The sequence below is a fragment of the Candidatus Allofournierella excrementigallinarum genome, assembly GCF_944388085.1.
In the GTDB taxonomy this organism is placed as follows: domain Bacteria; phylum Bacillota; class Clostridia; order Oscillospirales; family Ruminococcaceae; genus Allofournierella_A; species Allofournierella_A excrementigallinarum.
On sequence record NZ_CALXHK010000006.1, the window covers coordinates 23,644 to 41,301 of the forward strand.

General features: G+C 59.0%; 19 protein-coding genes. 7 read left to right on the forward strand and 12 right to left on the reverse strand.

Features of this window, described 5'->3' with window-relative positions; genetic code table 11:
• Positions 1–2 precede the first annotated feature (2 nt).
• From rseP to ACH2AT_RS02030, 9 genes are all read right to left on the reverse strand, one after another.
• Entirely contained in the window at positions 3–1,073 is a 1,071-nt protein-coding gene (gene rseP, locus ACH2AT_RS01990; RefSeq protein ID WP_394963125.1) for an RIP metalloprotease RseP, read from the reverse strand.
• A gap of 51 nt (positions 1,074–1,124) precedes the next feature.
• Entirely contained in the window at positions 1,125–2,279 is a 1,155-nt protein-coding gene (gene dxr, locus ACH2AT_RS01995) for a 1-deoxy-D-xylulose-5-phosphate reductoisomerase (protein ID WP_394963127.1), read from the reverse strand.
• 21 nt (positions 2,280–2,300) lie between these two features.
• Positions 2,301–3,143: a phosphatidate cytidylyltransferase gene (locus ACH2AT_RS02000; RefSeq protein ID WP_394963129.1), complete on the reverse strand. Its 843-nt coding sequence runs from the start codon at positions 3,141–3,143 to the stop codon at positions 2,301–2,303.
• 25 nt (positions 3,144–3,168) lie between these two features.
• Positions 3,169–3,885 (reverse strand): polyprenyl diphosphate synthase, encoded by a 717-nt coding sequence (gene uppS / locus ACH2AT_RS02005; protein WP_394963131.1) that lies wholly within the window; start codon positions 3,883–3,885, stop codon positions 3,169–3,171.
• Between the two features lie 81 nt (positions 3,886–3,966).
• Positions 3,967–4,521, reverse strand: coding sequence for a ribosome recycling factor (frr, locus tag ACH2AT_RS02010; RefSeq protein WP_394963133.1), 555 nt, complete (start codon positions 4,519–4,521; stop codon positions 3,967–3,969).
• Positions 4,522–4,591: 70 nt separating this feature from the next.
• A complete protein-coding gene (pyrH, locus tag ACH2AT_RS02015; protein WP_394963135.1) occupies positions 4,592–5,302 on the reverse strand; it encodes a UMP kinase in 711 nt (236 codons plus the stop codon).
• Between the two features lie 278 nt (positions 5,303–5,580).
• Complete coding sequence (locus ACH2AT_RS02020; protein ID WP_394963137.1) at positions 5,581–5,781, reverse strand: hypothetical protein; 201 nt, start codon at positions 5,779–5,781, stop codon at positions 5,581–5,583.
• Positions 5,760–6,458 carry a hypothetical protein gene (locus ACH2AT_RS02025; protein WP_394963139.1) on the reverse strand — a complete coding sequence of 233 codons (699 nt, stop codon included), beginning with the start codon at positions 6,456–6,458 and terminating at the stop codon, positions 5,760–5,762. The genes ACH2AT_RS02020 and ACH2AT_RS02025 overlap by 22 nt, the downstream gene beginning before the upstream one ends.
• A complete protein-coding gene (locus tag ACH2AT_RS02030; protein WP_394963141.1) occupies positions 6,455–6,907 on the reverse strand; it encodes a hypothetical protein in 453 nt (150 codons plus the stop codon). The genes ACH2AT_RS02025 and ACH2AT_RS02030 overlap by 4 nt, the downstream gene beginning before the upstream one ends.
• Before the next feature lie 40 nt (positions 6,908–6,947).
• Between ACH2AT_RS02030 and ACH2AT_RS02035 the strand changes: the two genes are divergently transcribed.
• A complete protein-coding gene (locus ACH2AT_RS02035; protein WP_394963143.1) occupies positions 6,948–7,475 on the forward strand; it encodes a TetR/AcrR family transcriptional regulator in 528 nt (175 codons plus the stop codon).
• A 117-nt stretch (positions 7,476–7,592) separates the two neighbouring features.
• Here ACH2AT_RS02035 and ACH2AT_RS02040 read toward each other — a convergent pair whose 3' ends face one another.
• From ACH2AT_RS02040 to ACH2AT_RS02050, 3 genes are all read right to left on the reverse strand, one after another.
• Positions 7,593–8,426, reverse strand: coding sequence for a sensor histidine kinase (locus ACH2AT_RS02040; RefSeq protein ID WP_394963145.1), 834 nt, complete (start codon positions 8,424–8,426; stop codon positions 7,593–7,595).
• Positions 8,410–9,144 (reverse strand): hypothetical protein, encoded by a 735-nt coding sequence (locus tag ACH2AT_RS02045; RefSeq protein ID WP_394963147.1) that lies wholly within the window; start codon positions 9,142–9,144, stop codon positions 8,410–8,412. Before ACH2AT_RS02045 ends, ACH2AT_RS02040 begins: the two co-directional genes overlap by 17 nt.
• A gap of 516 nt (positions 9,145–9,660) precedes the next feature.
• Entirely contained in the window at positions 9,661–10,053 is a 393-nt protein-coding gene (locus tag ACH2AT_RS02050) for a hypothetical protein (RefSeq protein WP_394963149.1), read from the reverse strand.
• A gap of 720 nt (positions 10,054–10,773) precedes the next feature.
• On the opposite strand from ACH2AT_RS02050, the gene ACH2AT_RS02055 reads away from it, so the two are divergent.
• The 6 genes from ACH2AT_RS02055 to ACH2AT_RS02080 all read left to right on the forward strand — a co-directional run bounded on the left by ACH2AT_RS02055 (position 10,774) and on the right by ACH2AT_RS02080 (position 17,590).
• Positions 10,774–11,448 carry a response regulator transcription factor gene (locus ACH2AT_RS02055; protein WP_394963151.1) on the forward strand — a complete coding sequence of 225 codons (675 nt, stop codon included), beginning with the start codon at positions 10,774–10,776 and terminating at the stop codon, positions 11,446–11,448.
• A complete protein-coding gene (locus tag ACH2AT_RS02060; RefSeq protein WP_394963153.1) occupies positions 11,445–12,671 on the forward strand; it encodes a sensor histidine kinase in 1,227 nt (408 codons plus the stop codon). The genes ACH2AT_RS02055 and ACH2AT_RS02060 overlap by 4 nt, the downstream gene beginning before the upstream one ends.
• A 189-nt stretch (positions 12,672–12,860) precedes the next feature.
• The gene (locus tag ACH2AT_RS02065; RefSeq protein WP_394963155.1) at positions 12,861–13,859 is read left to right on the forward strand and encodes an ABC transporter ATP-binding protein; all 999 of its coding nucleotides are present in this window, start codon (positions 12,861–12,863) and stop codon (positions 13,857–13,859) included.
• Entirely contained in the window at positions 13,856–14,719 is an 864-nt protein-coding gene (locus ACH2AT_RS02070; protein WP_394963157.1) for an ABC transporter permease, read from the forward strand. Before ACH2AT_RS02065 ends, ACH2AT_RS02070 begins: the two co-directional genes overlap by 4 nt.
• On the forward strand, positions 14,719–16,176 hold the full coding sequence (locus tag ACH2AT_RS02075; RefSeq protein ID WP_394963159.1) for a Gldg family protein: 1,458 nt from the start codon (positions 14,719–14,721) through the stop codon (positions 16,174–16,176). The genes ACH2AT_RS02070 and ACH2AT_RS02075 overlap by 1 nt, the downstream gene beginning before the upstream one ends.
• Complete coding sequence (locus ACH2AT_RS02080) at positions 16,163–17,590, forward strand: DUF4340 domain-containing protein (RefSeq protein WP_394963161.1); 1,428 nt, start codon at positions 16,163–16,165, stop codon at positions 17,588–17,590. Before ACH2AT_RS02075 ends, ACH2AT_RS02080 begins: the two co-directional genes overlap by 14 nt.
• Positions 17,591–17,658 lie beyond the last annotated feature (68 nt).

Genomic DNA, 17,658 nt, shown 5'->3' on the forward strand with positions numbered 1-17,658 from the left:
ATTTAAAACAGCCGGGTGATGTCGTTGAAGGTGGCAAAGATCATCACGGCAAACAGGAAGAAGAGCCCCGCCATGTTCACCCAGATCTCGAACCGTTTGGGCAGCGGGCGGCGGAAGATGCCCTCGATGACAAGGAACACCAGCTTGCCGCCGTCCAGCGCAGGGAAAGGCAGCAGGTTGAAGATGCCCAGGTTCACCGTAAGCAGCGCCAGCAGGCTGAGCACCTCGGGAAGGCCCATGCCTGCCGCCTGATTGATGGCGCTGACGATGCCCACCGGGCCGGAGAGTTCGGTCACGCTGACCCGCTGGGTCACCAGATCCACCAGAGAGCGGAACACCAGCCGGGCGTAGAACAGGGTGTAGTCAAAGGCCTGCCCGATGACGTTCAGCGGCGTTTTTTCCAGCGCATAGACCTTGAAGCCCATGTTCATGGTGACGGTGCCGCCAGTTTGCACCTGGTCGAAATGGACGTCGTCGATCTGCACTGTTTCGCCGTTTCGCTTCACTGTGAAGTCGGCGGTGAATTCTTCGCTGCGCTGTAACTCGTATATGATATCGTTGGCCACAAAGCAGCGGCGGCCGTTGATGGCCAGGATCTCGTCGCCCACCTGCAGGCCGGAGGCCTCCACGGCGGAACCTTCCTCCACCAAGGCCACCGTGCGGCTTGCAAGCGTGTCGCTGCCGGAGAACAGGAGCAGCAGCACCACGAAGCCCAGCACCAGGTTCATCACCGCGCCGGCAGCCACCACGATGATGCGTTTCCAGACCTTGACCTTGGGAAAAGGCAGGCCGGTCTTTGCCTCCGGCGGCAGGTCCGGGTCGATGAACTGTTCCTCCTCCGAGAGTTCCTCATCCTCCCCTTCCATGCTCACATAGCCGCCCACCGGCAGCGCGCGGATGCTGTATCGCGTGCCGTTTTTCACCCGGCTGAACAGCGCAGGCCCCATGCCGATGGAAAACTCGTTGACCTGGATGCCCGCCTTTTTCGCGCAGACGAAGTGGCCCAGCTCGTGGATCATCACCACCAGGCCGAAGATGAGCACCGAGACGACGGTCGTGATCAGAATTGACATATGCCCTTGTTTGCTCGCTTTCTTTAATTTACTTACAGGCGCTCTTTCCTGTTAAGTCAAATGGCTTTGCACAAAAGAGCGGGCCATGCGGTCGCACTCGTACACATCGGCGAGGGTGTAGCCGCCGCCGAAGGAGTCGCTGTCCACCACTGCCTCCACCAGGCGGCCGATGTCCAGAAAGCCGATCTTGTCTTCCAGAAACAGGCGCACCGCCTCCTCGTTGGCGCCGTTGGCGGCGCAGGGGCCGAGGCCGCCCTTGGCGATGGCTTTTTTGCAGGCGGCGAGGCAGCGGAATGTTTCCTCATCCGCCACATCGAAGGTGACGGACTTGAGGGTGGTGAAATCCAGCTCCGGGGCGCAGCCGGGGGCCCGCTCGGGCCAGGTGAGGGCGTACTGGATGGGGATGCGCATATCCGGCACACCCAACTGCGCCAGGATGGAATTGTCACTGAACTGCACCATGGAGTGGATGATGCTCTGGCGCTGCACCACCACCTGCACCTTCTCCGGCGGCAGGCCGAACAGCCACACCGCCTCGATCAGCTCAAGGCCCTTGTTCATCAGGGTGGCGGAGTCGATGGTGATCTTTGCGCCCATGTTCCAGTTGGGATGCTTGAGGGCGTCCGCCTTGGTCTTGCCCGCCAGCTCCTCTTTTTTCATGCCGAAGAAGGGGCCGCCGGAGGCCGTGAGCAGTATTTTTGTGAGCGCTTTGGCGGAATGGGCGTCCTGCAGACACTGGAAAATGGCGGAATGCTCGCTGTCCACCGGCAGCAGTTTCGCATTGTGGCTTTCCGCCGCCTTTGTCACAAGATACCCGCCGGTGACAAGGCTTTCCTTGTTGGCCAGCGCCACGTCGCAGCCGCTTTCCAGCGCCGCGAGGGTGGCCCCAAGGCCGGCGATGCCCACCACCGCGTTGAGCACCACATCCGCCTCGCCCATGCCGGCCAGGGCCACGATGCCCTCGGCGCCTTTTAGCACCCTGGGCGCGTTTGCACGGCCCGCCAGCGCGCTTTCCAGCCGGCGGCAGGCCGCGGGGTCCGCCACCGCCACATAGCGGGGATGAAATTCTTCGATCTGCTCCAGCAGTTTTTCCACGCTGGAATTGGCGGCCAGGGCCCGGATCTCATACCCCTGGCTGCGGGCCACGTCCAGGCTCTGGACGCCGATGGAACCGGTGGAGCCCAGCAGCGTGATGCTTTTTGCCATAGCTCGTTCCTCCGTCAAATTTTACATCATGGTCCTGAACCAGACGGCCAGGGCCACCAGCGGGGTGATGAACAGCACGCTGTCGAACCGGTCCATGATGCCGCCATGGCCCGGGAAGATGGTGCCGTAGTCCTTGATGCCAAGCTGGCGCTTGATGGCCGAGGCAAACAGGTCGCCCAAAATGCCCAGCACCGAACAACCCATGCCCAGCAGGAACACGGCGACATAGCCGAACATGCCGCCTGCCAGATGGCCTGTGATGGCCCTGGCGGCAAAGGTGCACAGCACGCCCACCACGCCGGAGCCCAAAATGCCGCCGATGGCGCCCTCCACCGTCTTGTGGGGGCTCACCAGCGGGGCCAGCTTGTGCTTGCCGAGCAGCCGCCCGGTGAAATAGGCAAAGGTATCGCCGCCCCAGGCAAAAGCCAGCGCCATAAGGATGAGGTACACCGCTTCGTAGCCGTATTCCTCCACCGGCAGCCGGGCCTTGATGTAAACCAGCGAATAGAAGGCGGTCCAGATGACCGCGCCCACGGCGCACACGCCGCTGAGGCGGGTGACATTCAGGCTCTGGTTACACCATATGAGGCAGACGGCCAGATACAGTACAAAAAGAAAGCTGACGGGCGCGATCAGCAGTTTATCCGGCGCCGCCGCAGACAGGATCAGCAGCACCGTGTACACCGAAAAGCCCCCGAAGACCCATGGGCCGCGCTTGCCCAGATCGAACGCCTCATAGATCTCGTGCACGGCGATCAGGCAGATCAGGGCCACCACGATCTCGAAGACCGGTGTGTTGAACAGACACAGCACCACCGCCAGCAGGGCAAGCCCGAAGATAGAGGTGATGATCCGCGTTTTCATCGAAATTCTCCCCCTTTTTCCGCAGTCAGATGCCGCCGAAACGGCGGCTGCGGTGACAGAATTCCAGAATGGCAGCGTCCAGGTCCGCCCGGGTAAAGTCGGGCCAGAGGACGTCCATCTCCACCAGTTCCGAATAGGCCGCCTGCCAGAGCATAAAGTTGGACAGCCGCTTTTCCCCACTGGGGCGCAGGATGAAGTCCGGGTCTTTCTGGCCGCGGGTGTACATATGGCCGCTCATCATCTCTTCGGTGATGTCCTGCGGCTGCAGCTTGCCCTCCTTCACCAGTTCGGCCAGCTGCCGGGCCGCCCGCACGATCTCGGGCCGCCCGCCGTAGTTCACGGCAATGTTCAGCGTCATGCCGGTGTTGCCGGCGGTCTTGGTCTCGATCTCGTCCATCAGCTGCTGATGCCGGGGCTCCAGCACCGAGCGGTCGCCCAGAAACACCACACGGTTGTTCTCTTTCTGGTAATCGAAGGCTTTGACAAGGTACTCGCCGAACAGCTTCATGATGGCGCCCACCTCGTCCTGGGGGCGGCGCCAGTTCTCGGTGGAAAAGGCGTAAAAAGTCACCGACTCCACCCCCAGCTGGTTGCAGTAGCGGGTGATGTCCTGGAAGACTTCGGCGCCCTTTTTGTGGCCCGCGGTGCGGGGCAGGCCCTGCCGCTTGGCCCAGCGGCCGTTGCCGTCCATGATGATGCCGATGCTGAGGCCCTTGGCCAGTTCCTGAATGGGCTGCTCCATACAAATTGTTCCTTTCATAAATAAAGGGCCGCGCTTCGCAACCTGGCGCTGCGCGGCTCGGCCCTTTTGGTCACGCCGAGATCAAATCTCCATGATCTCCTTGTTTTTCTCTTCGCAGGCTTTGTCGACCAGTTTAACATACTTGTCGGTGATCTTCTGCATCTCCTCCTCGAGATTCTTCTGATCGTCCTCGGTGATCTCACTGTTCTTTTTCTGCGCCTTGAGTTTGTCCATCGCGTCACGGCGGACGTTGCGCACAGCGACCTTGGTCTCCTCGCCCAGCTTCTGCACGTCCTTGGTCAGCTGGCGGCGGCGCTCCTCGGTGGGCGCCGGGAACACAAGCCGGATGACGCGGCCGTCATCGGTGGGGTTGATGCCGATGTCGCTCACCAGCAGCGCATGCTCGATGGCGTGGATCAGCGAGGAATCCCAGGGAGTGATGGTGAGGATGCGGGCTTCGGCCACCGCCACAGCCGCCATCTGATTGATGGGCGTGGGGCTGCCGTAATAGTCCACAGTGACCCGGTCCAGGATGGCAGGGTTGGCGCGGCCGGCGCGGATGGCCACCAGTTCCTTGTCCAGATGGCGCAGGGCGCCGTCCATTTTGTCCTCGTAGGGTTTTGTAAATTCGCTCATATCCAAAGCTCCTTTTCTGTTTTCCAGCCGTCAGGCTCAAAGTTCGTTTTGCGGGGCAGTATCTGAAAGATCAAGCTCCCTGCACCAGGGTGCCGATGTCTTCCCCTTTCGCCGCGCGGGCGATGTTGGCAGGGTGCGCCAGGTCGAACACCAGGATGGGCAGGCCGTTCTCCCGGCAAAGGGTGGCGGCGGTGCCGTCCATCACGCCCAGCTGCTTTTCCAGCACCTCGCTGAATGTGAGGGTGGAATACTTTACAGCATCAGGGTGCTTCTTGGGGTCCTTGTCATACACGCCGTCCACCATGGTGGCCTTGAACATCACGTCGCAACCGGTCTCGATGGCGCGCAGGGCGCTGGAAGTGTCGGTGGAGAAGAAGGGACAGCCGGTGCCGCCGCCGAAGAGGACCACTTTCCCCTCTTCCAGGGCCTGCACGGCGGCATCGCGGGTGAACACCTGCGCGACCTGGGGCATCACGAAGGAGGTCTGGACCACCGCGGGAACACCCATCTGCCGCAGCATATCCGCCACAGCCAGGCAGTTCATCACCGTGGCCAGCATGCCGATCTTGTCGGCGCAGGTGCGCTCCATCCTGCCGCTGGAGCGGCCGCGCCAGAAGTTGCCGCCGCCCACAACGACGCCGATCTGCACGCCCAGCTCGTAGGCCTGCTTGATGCCGCTGCAGATAGAGCGCATGGTCTCATCGTCGAACCCCGTGCCTCTGGCGCCGGCGAGAGCCTCGCCGCTCACCTTCAGCAGGATGCGTTTGTATTTGGTTTCCACGTTCAAACACCGCCTGTATCCCTACAGCCCGAAGGCCGGAACTGTATTTATTATATTGCTTATATTTTACAATAAAACCCTTTTCTTGTAAACAATTAAAAAAGAAGGCCGCCTTTTGAAGGTCGGCCGCTGCTTCGAACGCATTGAAAGCGAAGCGGCTGAACGGCGTGCCGCGGCAGAAAAGCGGGCAAGAAGCCTTTGGCCTCTTGCCCGCTTTTCTGCACCGCGAAAGCTTTAAAACGCATTTTGTCCTTGCGGTGGTCATTGACAATATGAAATTACCCTGATGTATTATTTTCGCGTTTCAATCTCGCTTTTGCTTCTTCAACGCTTTCTCCTTCTTCCGTTAGATAGCGGTCAACAAATGCGTCTTCGATTTTAGTGTAACCGCCGACGAGCGTATCTTCAATTTTTTTGTAGATGCCAACCACCTTTCCTGCTATTTTCTCATTTGCTTCTATAAGTTTTGATTTTGCCATATTTCCTGTTCCTTTTTTCGTGGTTTTGCCATCATGGACAAGCCGAGCACCAGCACAAACACGCACACAGCGGCTCCTGTCATCGCGTTCATCAAACGGACCCGCCCGCTATCCATTGAGCCAAAGGAAACAAGCATGGAGCGCTGCAAGTTCAATATGGAAGCGGCTGCTTCCGCATAACCGATGCTTCGGATCGCTCTTAACAGCGGCGAGGGGTTTTTGCGCTGCTTCACGGCTTTCACGATCGCCATTGTGATTTTATAAAAAGTGTAGGTCGCGATCGTTATCATGATGATCTCGCCATGTTTTGCGGCGATGTTCTGCGACAGGCTGATATAATTGACCGCTGCAAGCACAGCGCCCAACAAAACTAACATCATGCCGGTAAATTTCACCACAAACAGTTCCGTATCATCAGAGGGCGATTTGTGATGGTCACGCCCGCACAGCACCGCAGAAAACCGCATTGCGGCCAAAATCCCATAGAAGGCACACATGGCGATAAACCAAAATGAAACGTTCAGAACGCCAAGTACGCAATGGTATATTGCATAGAGCAAATTGAGCGCAAAGGCAGCCGCAGCAGACAGAATGACACGGTAACGCTGGCTTGAAGCGATCTTTTTTCCCATTTTTGTTTTGGCGGTCCATGATGCGGCTTTCTGTTTCGGTTTCAATCCTTAATACCTTTTGTGAGAGGGATAAGGCAGAGTAAAACGACAATTCCCACAAGGCCGATCACAACGCCCGCGGCCAATTTGCCCCAGACCATGCTGAAGCACATGCCTACGCCCAGCGCCAAAGCGCTAACCACACCGACAATGACAGTCAGGACAGTTTTCCCATTTATGTGGAGCGGCTGCTTGTGTTCCATTTTCTCCATGCAATCAGCGTAACAAGCCCAAGAAACAAGCCAGCGCAACCGAAAATAATGCCCGGCTTGAATGTGTTCCACTCCGGGATGGTCGCCATGCACATGCCAAGCGCGAATAAGACAACGCTGACCGTTCCCAATACCATGGCAAAAAAACTGCTTTTTTTCATTGATACACACCTCCAAAGTATTAAAACAACAGTTGTTGTTTTCTTGCAAATCAAGTATAATGGACTTGCATGCAAAAAACAATCATCAACTTTCCAACAACTGTTGAGATAAAGGAGATTTTATGAACACGCCAAATAACAAGCGAAAAAAAGAGTCTATGGATCGCATCGAGAAAGTTTTTATCGAGCTGCTTCAAACAAAGGAATTGAATGAGATCAGCGTGTCGGACATTTGCAAACGCGCCGGGCTGAACAGAACCACGTTCTACGCAAACTATACGGATATTCATGGGTTGGCCGACGCGATACGGGATAAGCTGGAAAACGAAGTATCCGATCTATATAAAGAGGAAGTCGCGCAGGGTTTTAACAGCAACGACTATTTGAGGCTGTTTCGGCATATCAAAGACAACCAGATCTTCTATAAAACCTATTTCAAGCTGGGATATGATAACAACTACAAGATCTTCCATTATGACACTACTCTTGCCCGCAGGCATTTTCAGAACAGATTTATTGAGTATCACATGGAATTTTTCAAAGCGGGCATTACCCAGATCATAAAGATCTGGGTAAAAGGCGGCTGCGAGGAAAGCCCCGAAGATATGTTTGAAATCATTAAAAGCGAATATAGCGGACGCATGGAATAAAAAGCGAAGCGTTGCAAGTCGAAAAACCTGCAACGCTTCGTTTTGCGTAATTTCCGCCTTATTGAAAACACAGTGGGGCGTGAAAGCAAAGAGTATTTTTGAAAAGCTCCGTCCGTTTCAAAGGGAAAGGCAGCTTTGGGCCGTGCGCAGACGGTCCGCCTGGCGCGCGCGCACCGCAAGGCTGCGGGAGGCGCTGCGCAGGGCCGCAAGCCCTGTGGAATGGAGGGGGGCGGCAGGAATGTCCAGACGCACGCTGGTGCCGGCGGGGCCGCTTTCCAGCGAAAAGCCCCAGCCCATGGCCAGCGAATACTCCCGCGCCAGATAGAGCCCCAGCCCCGCACCGTGGCGCGCGCCGTCCTGCGCCGCATCGGCAAGAAACGGCTCGAAAAGGTGCTTCATCAGTTCCGGGGGCAGGCCCGGGCCGGAGTCCTCCACCAAAAGGCGCATGCCCTCCCCTTCCGGCTGCAGGCTGACCCGCACCGGCTCCTGCGTATAGCGCAGGGCGTTCATCAAAAGATTCAGCAGCACCTTGTCCGCCCAAGCCTGGTCCGCCAGCACAAACTGCCCTTCGGCGCAGCCGCATTCCCAGCGTACCCGGTCGCCTCCCGGGCAGGATTCATTGACCAGGCTGACCATCTGCCCCCATTGCCAGGCCGGTTCCACCGGCTGGAGCCGGGGCGTGAGCCGGCCCTGGACCTGGCTGGTCAGATCGGCCAGGTTTTCGGCAATGTAGTTGAGATAACGCACGCAGACGTCCATATCCGCAAGGGCGGGCTCGATAAAGCGGGCACAGCTTTCCGGCAGGGTCCCGCGGGTCTGCAGTTCCACCGTCTCGCGGGCCAGCATGAGCCCCTGGGTCACCTGCTGGATCTCTCCGGCAAGGCCGCCGCAGAGAAGGTTCTTTCGCTTTTCTTCCTGCAAAAGGCGTTCTGATTCAAGTTTCGAGGGCATACGCATCATCCCGGCTTTCCGATCTTTCCCGCACGAACGCGCTCACCAGGGCGGCGACCATCTGCTTGGGACTGGGCGTTTTTTCGAACACGCCCCTTCGGGTCAGCACCTTGCCCATCCTGCGCAGGCCGCTCTCCACGCCCTGCGGGCTCACCCCATACATCTGCCCAAGCTCGATGTAAAGGGATTTCAGCGGCACAAACACGCCCGCGTTCATCTCCAGCTGCATGGCGCTGGCGATGTACCAGAAGCTGACGTGCTCCATCGGCAGACCCAGCCCGCGGAGGAAATCCACGATGGCGGGGTGCACCCCCGGTATATGCGCGGGCACCGGCGATGAATACAGGTGCCGGATGCTCTCCAGCAGCATTTGCGCGGTATATGGCTTTATCATATAATAATCCGCGCCGTTTGACAATATCTGCGGCCGAAGCTCCGGTGGCGGATAGGTCTCGGTGCAGGTCAGGATGAGCCGCGTCTCAGGGTGCGGCCCCTCCAGTTCTGTATACTGCTTCAGAAATGAAAACAGGTCCGTATCCGGCACAAAGCAGTCCGCAACGACCACCGCCGGGCCGGGTTCCCGCTGAAGATACCGCAGCAGCGCCGACGCACGCTGAAAACAAACAGGCGTTTGCCCCAGCTGCTCCAGGCCGGCCGCAAGCCTCCGCTGCAGCACCTGTGAAGGTTCCAGGATCAGTATCCTCTCCCATTTGCGCATCGGTCCGCCCAATGCAAGTCACACCTTTCCTCTTTGCCTCAGATCTGAACCAGCAGATCGTCCAGAACATCCCGCCAATGTTCCGCCGGCACCGCGTTCTCATAGAGATACTCCAGGATCCAGCGCGCCTTCTGCCTGCACAAGCCCGTTACCGTCCTGCTCTCCCGGGTGATCTCCCGCGCCGAGACCACCGCGACTTCATATGTCGCCGTGCATTCGGGCGAAAACACCAGGGAATACCGGACCCGGTGGGCGCTTTGCAAACGCCCCAGCTGTGAGAAGGACCTGTACCTTATGTATCGCTCCCCGATCCTCAATGCGTCCCCTGTCCTTTCTTCAATTTTATCAAATATAATGGTATCGAATCCGGCAGGGAAATGCAATGGGAAAAATCCGTCGTTTTCCGTCGCGCTTTCTCCGCTTGTTTTGGCTTTTCTGCGCACAAAAAAGGCCCCGCCCTGTGCAGGATGCACAGAACAGGGCCCTCGCTCAGAGGACAATGTTCAAAACGAGGATTTACGCTTCGGTCGTGCTGCTCTCGCCGCTCACCGTCGAATCGTCAGCGGAAGCAGAGTCTGCCCCGTCCGCCGTCTCGCCGTCAGAGGTGCTGGCAGAGGCGGCGCCGGCCGCGTCGCCGCTCTCGATCAGGATGATCTGGTGGGCGCCGTCCTCGTCGAGGGTAGAGACGATGAAGGCCCCGGTGGTCACATCATCGCGGGCAGCCGCGTTCAGCATGCCGGTCTCCACCTTCAGATACTCGGTGTCCTCGGCGGTGTCGATGCTCTCGGTGTTTTCAGTGGCTGTCAGTGTGGAAATGTCCAGCGTGGTGAAATCGGTGACGTCTTCGCCGCCGGTGTAAGCCGTGACGCTGATGTAGCTGGAGCCGACGTAGGTCACCTCGCCCATCACGGTCTTTTGCGCCTCTGTGCTCTGCGTACTGCCAGACGCAGCCTGAGAGGAAGGCGTGCCGGTGCTTTGTGTCTGCGAGGTGCTTTTGTCGCTGGAGCAGGCGGTCAAAACTGCGAGGCACCCCAGTGCCATCGCCAGGCATAATGCGATATACTTCTTCGTGTGTTTCAAGGTTTTCCCTCCGTTCGTTTTTGGTTTGTCATCGGAAGCTGGTTCCGATGCGCCTATCCTAATCCCCGGGGCTAAAGCGGCGCTAAAGCAATTGGTGGTGTTTTTGTGGAAAGTGTTTTGCCCCAAAATTCCCCCCGGACTTGTCTCAAGCGCAGTTCGCCTGATGAACTGCGCTTGAGTGTTCGTATATAAACCACTGTGCCGCTATTCCCAAAGCGGCGGGCCGTCGGCTCATCCGGGACGTCTGCCCCGGCATCGGCCCGCTGCATAGCCGCAGAGCGTTCGCCTGCGCCAGCGGGGAGCTTTAAATAAAAAAAGTCCCCCGTGCTGAGGAGTGATTTATGCTGTGAGTCCAGAATAACAGGCAGACCTTAAGCAAAGCTAAAGCAGCTTGTGAGAAGACGGTAAAGTTCCTGTGAAAGCCTGCCGCCCGCCGTGCTTGACGCGGGCGGGCAGGATGATACAATGGAAGTGCGGCCCGGCCGCTTTAGGCTGCCTTTAGCGGCGTGTGCTATGCTGTTCTGCGATCATTTCCAGGGAGGTGCGCTTATGCGTCTGCTGGTGGCGGAGGACGACCCCCGCCTTTTAAAGACCCTGACACATATCTTTGAAAGCAACAAATTCAGTGTGGACGGCGTATCCAACGGAGAGGACGCGCTGGCCCACGGCCAGACAGTGGAATACGACGGGATGGTGCTGGACATCATGATGCCCGGCATGGACGGCATCAGTGTGCTCAAGGCCCTGCGGGAGGCCGGCGTGACCACGCCCGCGCTGTTTCTCACCGCCCGCTCGGAGGTCTCCCAGCGTGTGGAAGGGCTGGACGCCGGGGCGGACGACTACCTGCCCAAGCCTTTTTCCACCGCGGAACTGCTGGCCAGGGTGCGGGCCATGCTGCGCCGGAAGGACAACTACCTGCCCGACCTGCTGACTCTGGGCCCGGTGACCCTGAACCGCTCCACCTATCAGCTGGCCTGCAGCGGCGGCGAACAGACCCTCAGCGGGAAGGAGTTCCAGCTTATGGAGATGATGATGCAGACGCCTGGCACCATCATCTCCACCGAGCGCTTCATCACCCATCTGTGGGGCTGGGACACCAACGTGGACACCAGCGTCATCTGGGTGCATATCTCAAACCTGCGCAAAAAGATCAACGCGCTGGGCGCGCCGCTGGAGATACGCTTTGTGCGGGGCGCGGGCTATCTGCTGGAGGTGCGGGCATGATCGTCAGCCTTCAGAGGAAGTTTATCCTCATCAGCGCCATTTCCATCTTCGTGGTGTTTTCGGGCATTTTCCTCGTGCTTGTCTTTTTCAGCAACCGTCAGCTGGACCGCACGATGGACACCCTGGCCGACGCCATCTCCTTCAACAACGGCGTCTTCCCGGAGTTCGACCCGGCCCAGCCGTCCCAGCCGTTCCCATACGACAACATCATCACCGAGGAGACCCGGTTCAGCACCCGCTTCTTCACCGTTTGGGTGGACGGCGACGGCCGCATCACCCGCATCAACATCGACTCGGTGTCCTCCATCAGCGAAGAACAGGTGGAGGACTTTGCCCGGACCGCCCTGTCCGAGGGGACCCGGCGCGGCTGGGTGTCAGACTACCGCTATCGCGTGGTGGAAACAGGCGGCGGCTCCACGCTGGTGTTCGTGAACGGCACCATGAACCGCAGCATGTCCGGCCGGCTGCTTCTAACCGCCTTTCTGGTGCTGCTGGGCAGCGCTTTCCTCATCCTGGCGCTCATCGTGATCATCTCCAAACGGGTGGTGCGCCCTGTGGCGGAAAGCTATGAAAAGCAAAAGCAGTTCATCACCGACGCAAACCATGAATTGAAGACCCCGCTGACCCTCATCCTCTCCAACCTGGACATCGTGGAGGCCGATGTGGGCAGGAACGAGTGGCTGGAGGACATCCGCAGCGAGAGCGAGCGCATGGGCCTGCTGATCAATCAGATGGTGACCTTGTGCCGCATGGATGAGAGCGATACCCCCCTGGCGCTGGCGGATGTGGACCTGAGCGGCGTGGTGGACGATACTGTCTCGGAATTCGAAGCTCTTGCCGCTGACCGGGAGAAAAAGCTCACCGCTTTTGTTGAGCCCGGCGTGCGCTGCCGCGGCGATGAGGCGCTTCTGCGTCGGCTGGCCGCCATCCTGCTGGACAACGCGGTGAAATACTGCGACGCCGGCGGCGAGATACGCGTCCGCCTGCGCTGCCGCCACCACCCCGTTCTCACGGTGGAGAACACCTATGCCGAGGTGGATCAACTGGAACTGGACCGGCTGTTCGACCGCTTCTACCGCGCCGACAAGGCGCGCACCTTCACAGGCAGCTTTGGCATTGGGCTTTCCATTGCCCAGTCCATCGCCAAAAAGCACAAGGGTTGTGTCACCGCATACAAAAAAGAGGGCGTCATCGGGTTCCGGGCGGAGCTGAAAGAATGCTGACCACGTTCTCCTGTCAATTGCATCATATCCGCCGGGGAGGCCGCTTTTCGCGGCCTCCCCGTTTGTTTTTTCGGAAATTCCTCACCGGTTTCTTTAGTGCCGCTTTAGGTTCGCGCTCTATACTTGTCACGGCAAACAGCGGCATGGGCCGCAAAAACGAGTCAAATACAACGGCGAGGAGGTCACTCCATGATAAAAGTTGAGCATCTCACAAAATACTATGGCGACTTTCTGGCGGTGGACGATCTCTCCTTCGAGATCGACGAGGGCCATGTGTATGGTTTCCTCGGGCCCAACGGCGCAGGCAAATCGACCACGATGAACATCATGATCGGCTGCCTGTCCGCCACCAGCGGGCGAGTATCCATCGGCGGCTTCGATATTTTCGAAGACCCCGACAACGCCAAGCGGCTGATCGGTTACCTGCCGGAGCAGCCGCCTCTTTATATGAACGAGACCCCTGTGGAATACCTGCGGTTCGTGGGTGAAGCGAAGGGGCTGCACGGCGAGGAGTTGAACAGCCAGATCGAAGGCGTCATCCGGCAGGTGCGCATCGAAGAGGTGAAAGGCCGGCGCATCTCGGCCCTTTCCAAAGGCTACAGGCAGCGCGTCGGCATCGCTCAGGCGCTGCTGGGCAGCCCCAAGGTCATCATCCTGGACGAACCCACCGTGGGCCTTGACCCGTTGCAGATCATCGAGATCCGCGACCTGATCCGCCAGCTAGGCCGGGACCATACGGTCATCCTCAGCTCCCACATCCTCTCGGAAGTGCAGGCCATCTGTGAAAAGATCCTCATCATTGCCCATGGGCGGCTGGTGGCCTTCGACGAGCCCGACCAGCTGGAGCGCAGCCTGCTGGGCACAAGCGAGATCTCCTTCACCACCGACGCGCCGCCCGAGCGGGTGCGCAGCATCCTGTCCGGCGTACCCCATGTCTTTGATGTCAAGGTATCCCAGCCGGAGAAGGGGCTGGTGCATGCCCGGATGCAGACCAACGCCAAAGACATTTACGACACCTCCCGCGAGGTCTTTTTTGCCTTTGCCAAGCGGGACATCGCACTGCTGGAACTGAACCTGAAGAAGGCCAGCCTGGAGGACATTTTCATTGAGCTGACCGAAGGCAGCGCATCCACCGTGCAGACCGAGGCCACTGTGCCCGCAGCAGAAAGCGAGGCGAACGAACAATGACAGCCGTTTTGAAACATGAACTGAGAAACTATTTCCACTCCTTCACCGCCTATGTGTTCGGCGCGTTTCTGCTGGCCATCGTGGGGTTTGGCTCCATGCTCTACAACCTGCAGGCGGCCGTGAGCAATTTTGAGTATGTGCTCAGCTTCGGCAGCATCGTGTTCGTGGTCATCGTTCCCATCCTGACCATGCGCGTGATCGCCGAGGAGCGCCGCCAGAAGACCGACCAGCTGCTCTACTCCCTGCCCATCAGCACCACCCAGGTGGTCCTGGGCAAATACCTGGCCCTGCTGGTGGTCTATCTTATCCCTCTGGGCATCATCAGCCTGTATCCGCTGATCTTCGCCCAGTTCGGCGACGTGTACCTGCCCACCAGCTACGGTTCCCTGCTGGCCATCTTCATCATGGGCGCGGCCCTCATCGCCATCGGCATCTTCATCTCCTCCCTCACCGAGAACCAGGGCCTGGCGGCGGGCGTTTGCATTGCCGTGATCCTGTTCAACTATTACAGCGTGAGCCTTTCGGAATACGTCTCCAGCACCGCCTTCGGCTCGGTGCTGGCGCTGGCGGCGATCATCCTTGCGCTGGGCGCCGTCGTGCGGCATCTGACGAAGAGCGAGCTGCTCGCTTCGGGCGTGTGCGTGGTGCTGTTCGCACTGGTCGTGCTGGTCTATTTCACCGACTACACAAAGTTTGAGGGCCTTTTGCCCAACATCATGAAACAGCTTTCCCTCTTCGATCGTTTCAGCACCTTTGTCAGCGGCGTGTTCGATCTGACGGCCATCATTTATTACCTGTCCGTTGCGGCTTTTTTCCTGTTTCTGACGGTGCAGTCCCTTGAAAAACGGAGGTACAACTGATGAAACACTGGGATCCATTTTCTTCTGACAAAAAAGGCGCCAGGAACGCCGGCAGCCGCCTCGCCTTTCAGGGCGGCGCTTATTCCCTGGCTGCGGCGGCCATTCTGCTGGCCATCCTGATCGCGGTGAACGTCCTGGTCAGCGCGCTTCCCGCCTCCATGACCCGCTACGACATCAGCGCCACCAAACTCTATTCCATCACCAGCAACACGAAGGTGGTGGTGAACGCCCTGGAGGAGGACGTGACCATTTATTGGATCGTCCAGTCCGGCGCGGAGGACGATGTGATCGAAACGCTGCTGAGCAAGTACGAGAGCCTTTCGGACCACATCACCGTAGTGAAAAAGAACCCGGACGTCTACCCCACCTTCGCCGAGCAGTACACTGACGAAACGGTGCAGAACAACAGCCTTGTGGTGGAATGCGGCGACCGCAGCCGCTACATCGCCTACGATGACATCTATGTGCAGGAAGCGGACATGTATTCCTACTCCTACAGCACTTCCTTCGACGGCGAGGGCGCCATCACCTCCGCCATCGACTACGTGGTCACCGACGAGCTGCCGCAGCTGTATCTGCTGGAAGGCCACGGCGAGCAGGAGCTGCCTGCCAGCTTCAGCGAGCAGGTCGAAAAGGAGAACATCGAGACCAACGCCCTGTCGCTGCTGACGGTGGACGAGATCCCCGAAGACGCCGACTGCGTGATGATCTATGAGCCCTCCTCCGACATCTCCGAAGAAGAGAAGGAGATGCTTGCCGACTACACCAAGAACGGCGGCAAGCTGCTGGTCATCGCCGGGCCCGTGCAGGATGGCGAACTGACCAACCTGAACAGCCTGCTGGCGGACTACGGCGTGGAGACCTGCGAAGGCATCGTGGTGGAAGGCAGCCGGGAATCCTACACCGTGCAGCCCCACATCCTGCTGCCCGACATGAACAGCAGCGACATCACCGACCCGCTCATCGAAGAACACTACTACCCCAACATGCCCATCTCCCAGGGCCTGATCGTTTCCGAGAGCGCCGGCGACAACGTTACCGAGCTGCTCACCACCTCTGACCAGGCCTTCAGCAAGGTGGCCGGCTACGACCTGCAGACCTACGAGAAAGAGGACGGCGACATCGACGGGCCCTTCGCGGTGGCTGTTTCCATCGCCTGCGACAACGACGGCCAGATCGTCTGGTTCTCCTCCGCCGCCTTCCTGGACGACATGTACAACGCCCTGTCTTCCGGCTCCAACTCCGACCTTGCCATGAACGCCCTTTCCTCGCTGATCGGCGAGACCGAGGCCATGGCCATCCGCAGCAAGTCGCTGAACTACAACTACCTTTCCATCAGCGGCTCCACCGCCTCGCTGCTCAAAGTGCTGATGATTGGCGTGTTCCCCATCGGCTACCTGTGCGTTGGCGTGTATGTCATCTTGAAGAGGAGGAAGAAGCAGAATGAAGCGGGCTAAACGGCTTTATATCCTGTTCGGCGTGCTGGTGGCCGTGTGCATTGCCACCGTCTGCGTTTTGCAATACGACCAGAAGCAGGAAGAGATCCAGACCAGCGGCGAGACCATCCTCACCGTGGACGCGGACACCGTGTCCGCGCTGGACTGGGAGACGGAGACTGCCTCCCTTGCCTTTCACAAGGACGGCAGCTGGCTGTACGATGAGGACGAGGCGTTCCCGGTGAGCGAGGAAAAGATAAGCGACCTTTTGGCGGAGTTTGAGGACTTCCGGGCCGCCTTCGTCATTGAAGACGTCACCGACTTCGCCCAGTACGGACTGGACGAACCCGTCTGCACCATCGACATCACCACCAGCGACGCCAGCTATGAGATCCAGCTGGGCGATTACAGCTCCATGGACTCCCAGCGGTATGTCTCCATCGGCGACGGGAATGTGTATCTCGCGGTGAGCGACCCGCTGGACTCCTTTGACCTTGAGCTCAGCGACATGATCGCCCACGACGAAGTGCCCTCCTTTGACGAAGTGTCGAGCATCCACTTTGAAAAGCCCGAAGCCTACGACGTGGTCTGGCAGGAGTACACCGAGGACAACGCCTACACCCTGTGCAGCGACGACGTTTACTACAAGCAGGACGGCGACGGCCTGCTGCCGCTGGACACCTCTTCGGTGGAAAGCTATCTGTCCTCCATCAGCAACACCGACTTCACCGATTATGTGACCTACAACGTCACTGACGAGGAACTGGCCTCCTACGGGCTGGATGACCCGGAAGCGACCGTGACGGTGGAATACACCGAGCTGGACGGCGAGGAGGAGGCTTCCTCCACCTTCACCCTCAGCGTGAGCCGCGACCCGGTGGAACTGGCTGCTCAGGCGGCTGAGGAAGTTTTGAACAACGACTCTTCCGCCGCTGAGAGCGCCGAGGAGACCATCACTGCTTACGCGCGCATCAACGATTCCAAAATCGTTTACAAGATCTCCGGAAGCAGCTACGAGGCGCTGATGGCCTGCACCTACGACGATCTGCGCCACACCGAGGTGCTCACCGCCGACTTTGCCGACGTGACCGGCTTTGACATCTCGCTGGAAGGCCAGGTCTACACCATCACCTCCAGGGGTTCGGGCGAGGGCAAGACCTTCCTCTTCGGTGATGAGGAACTGGACATCAGCGGCCTGGAGGCCGCCCTCACCGCCGTGAGTGCGGACGAGTTCACGGACGAAAGCCCCTCCCAGAAAGAAGAGCTGGGCATGACCGTGACGCTGGACAGCGAGGCCCATCCAAAGGTCCAGATCGAATTCTACCGTTACGACGGCGAGCACTGCCTTGCCGTGGTGGACGGCACCCCCTTCGCGCTGGTCCCCCGCTCCGCCGTGGTGGACCTGATCGAAGCCGTGAATACCATCGTTCTGTGATCATGCTCCCGGCGGGAGCCGCCCTGTTCAGGGCGGCTCCTTTTTGCTTTCCAGCCGCCTCACAGCGG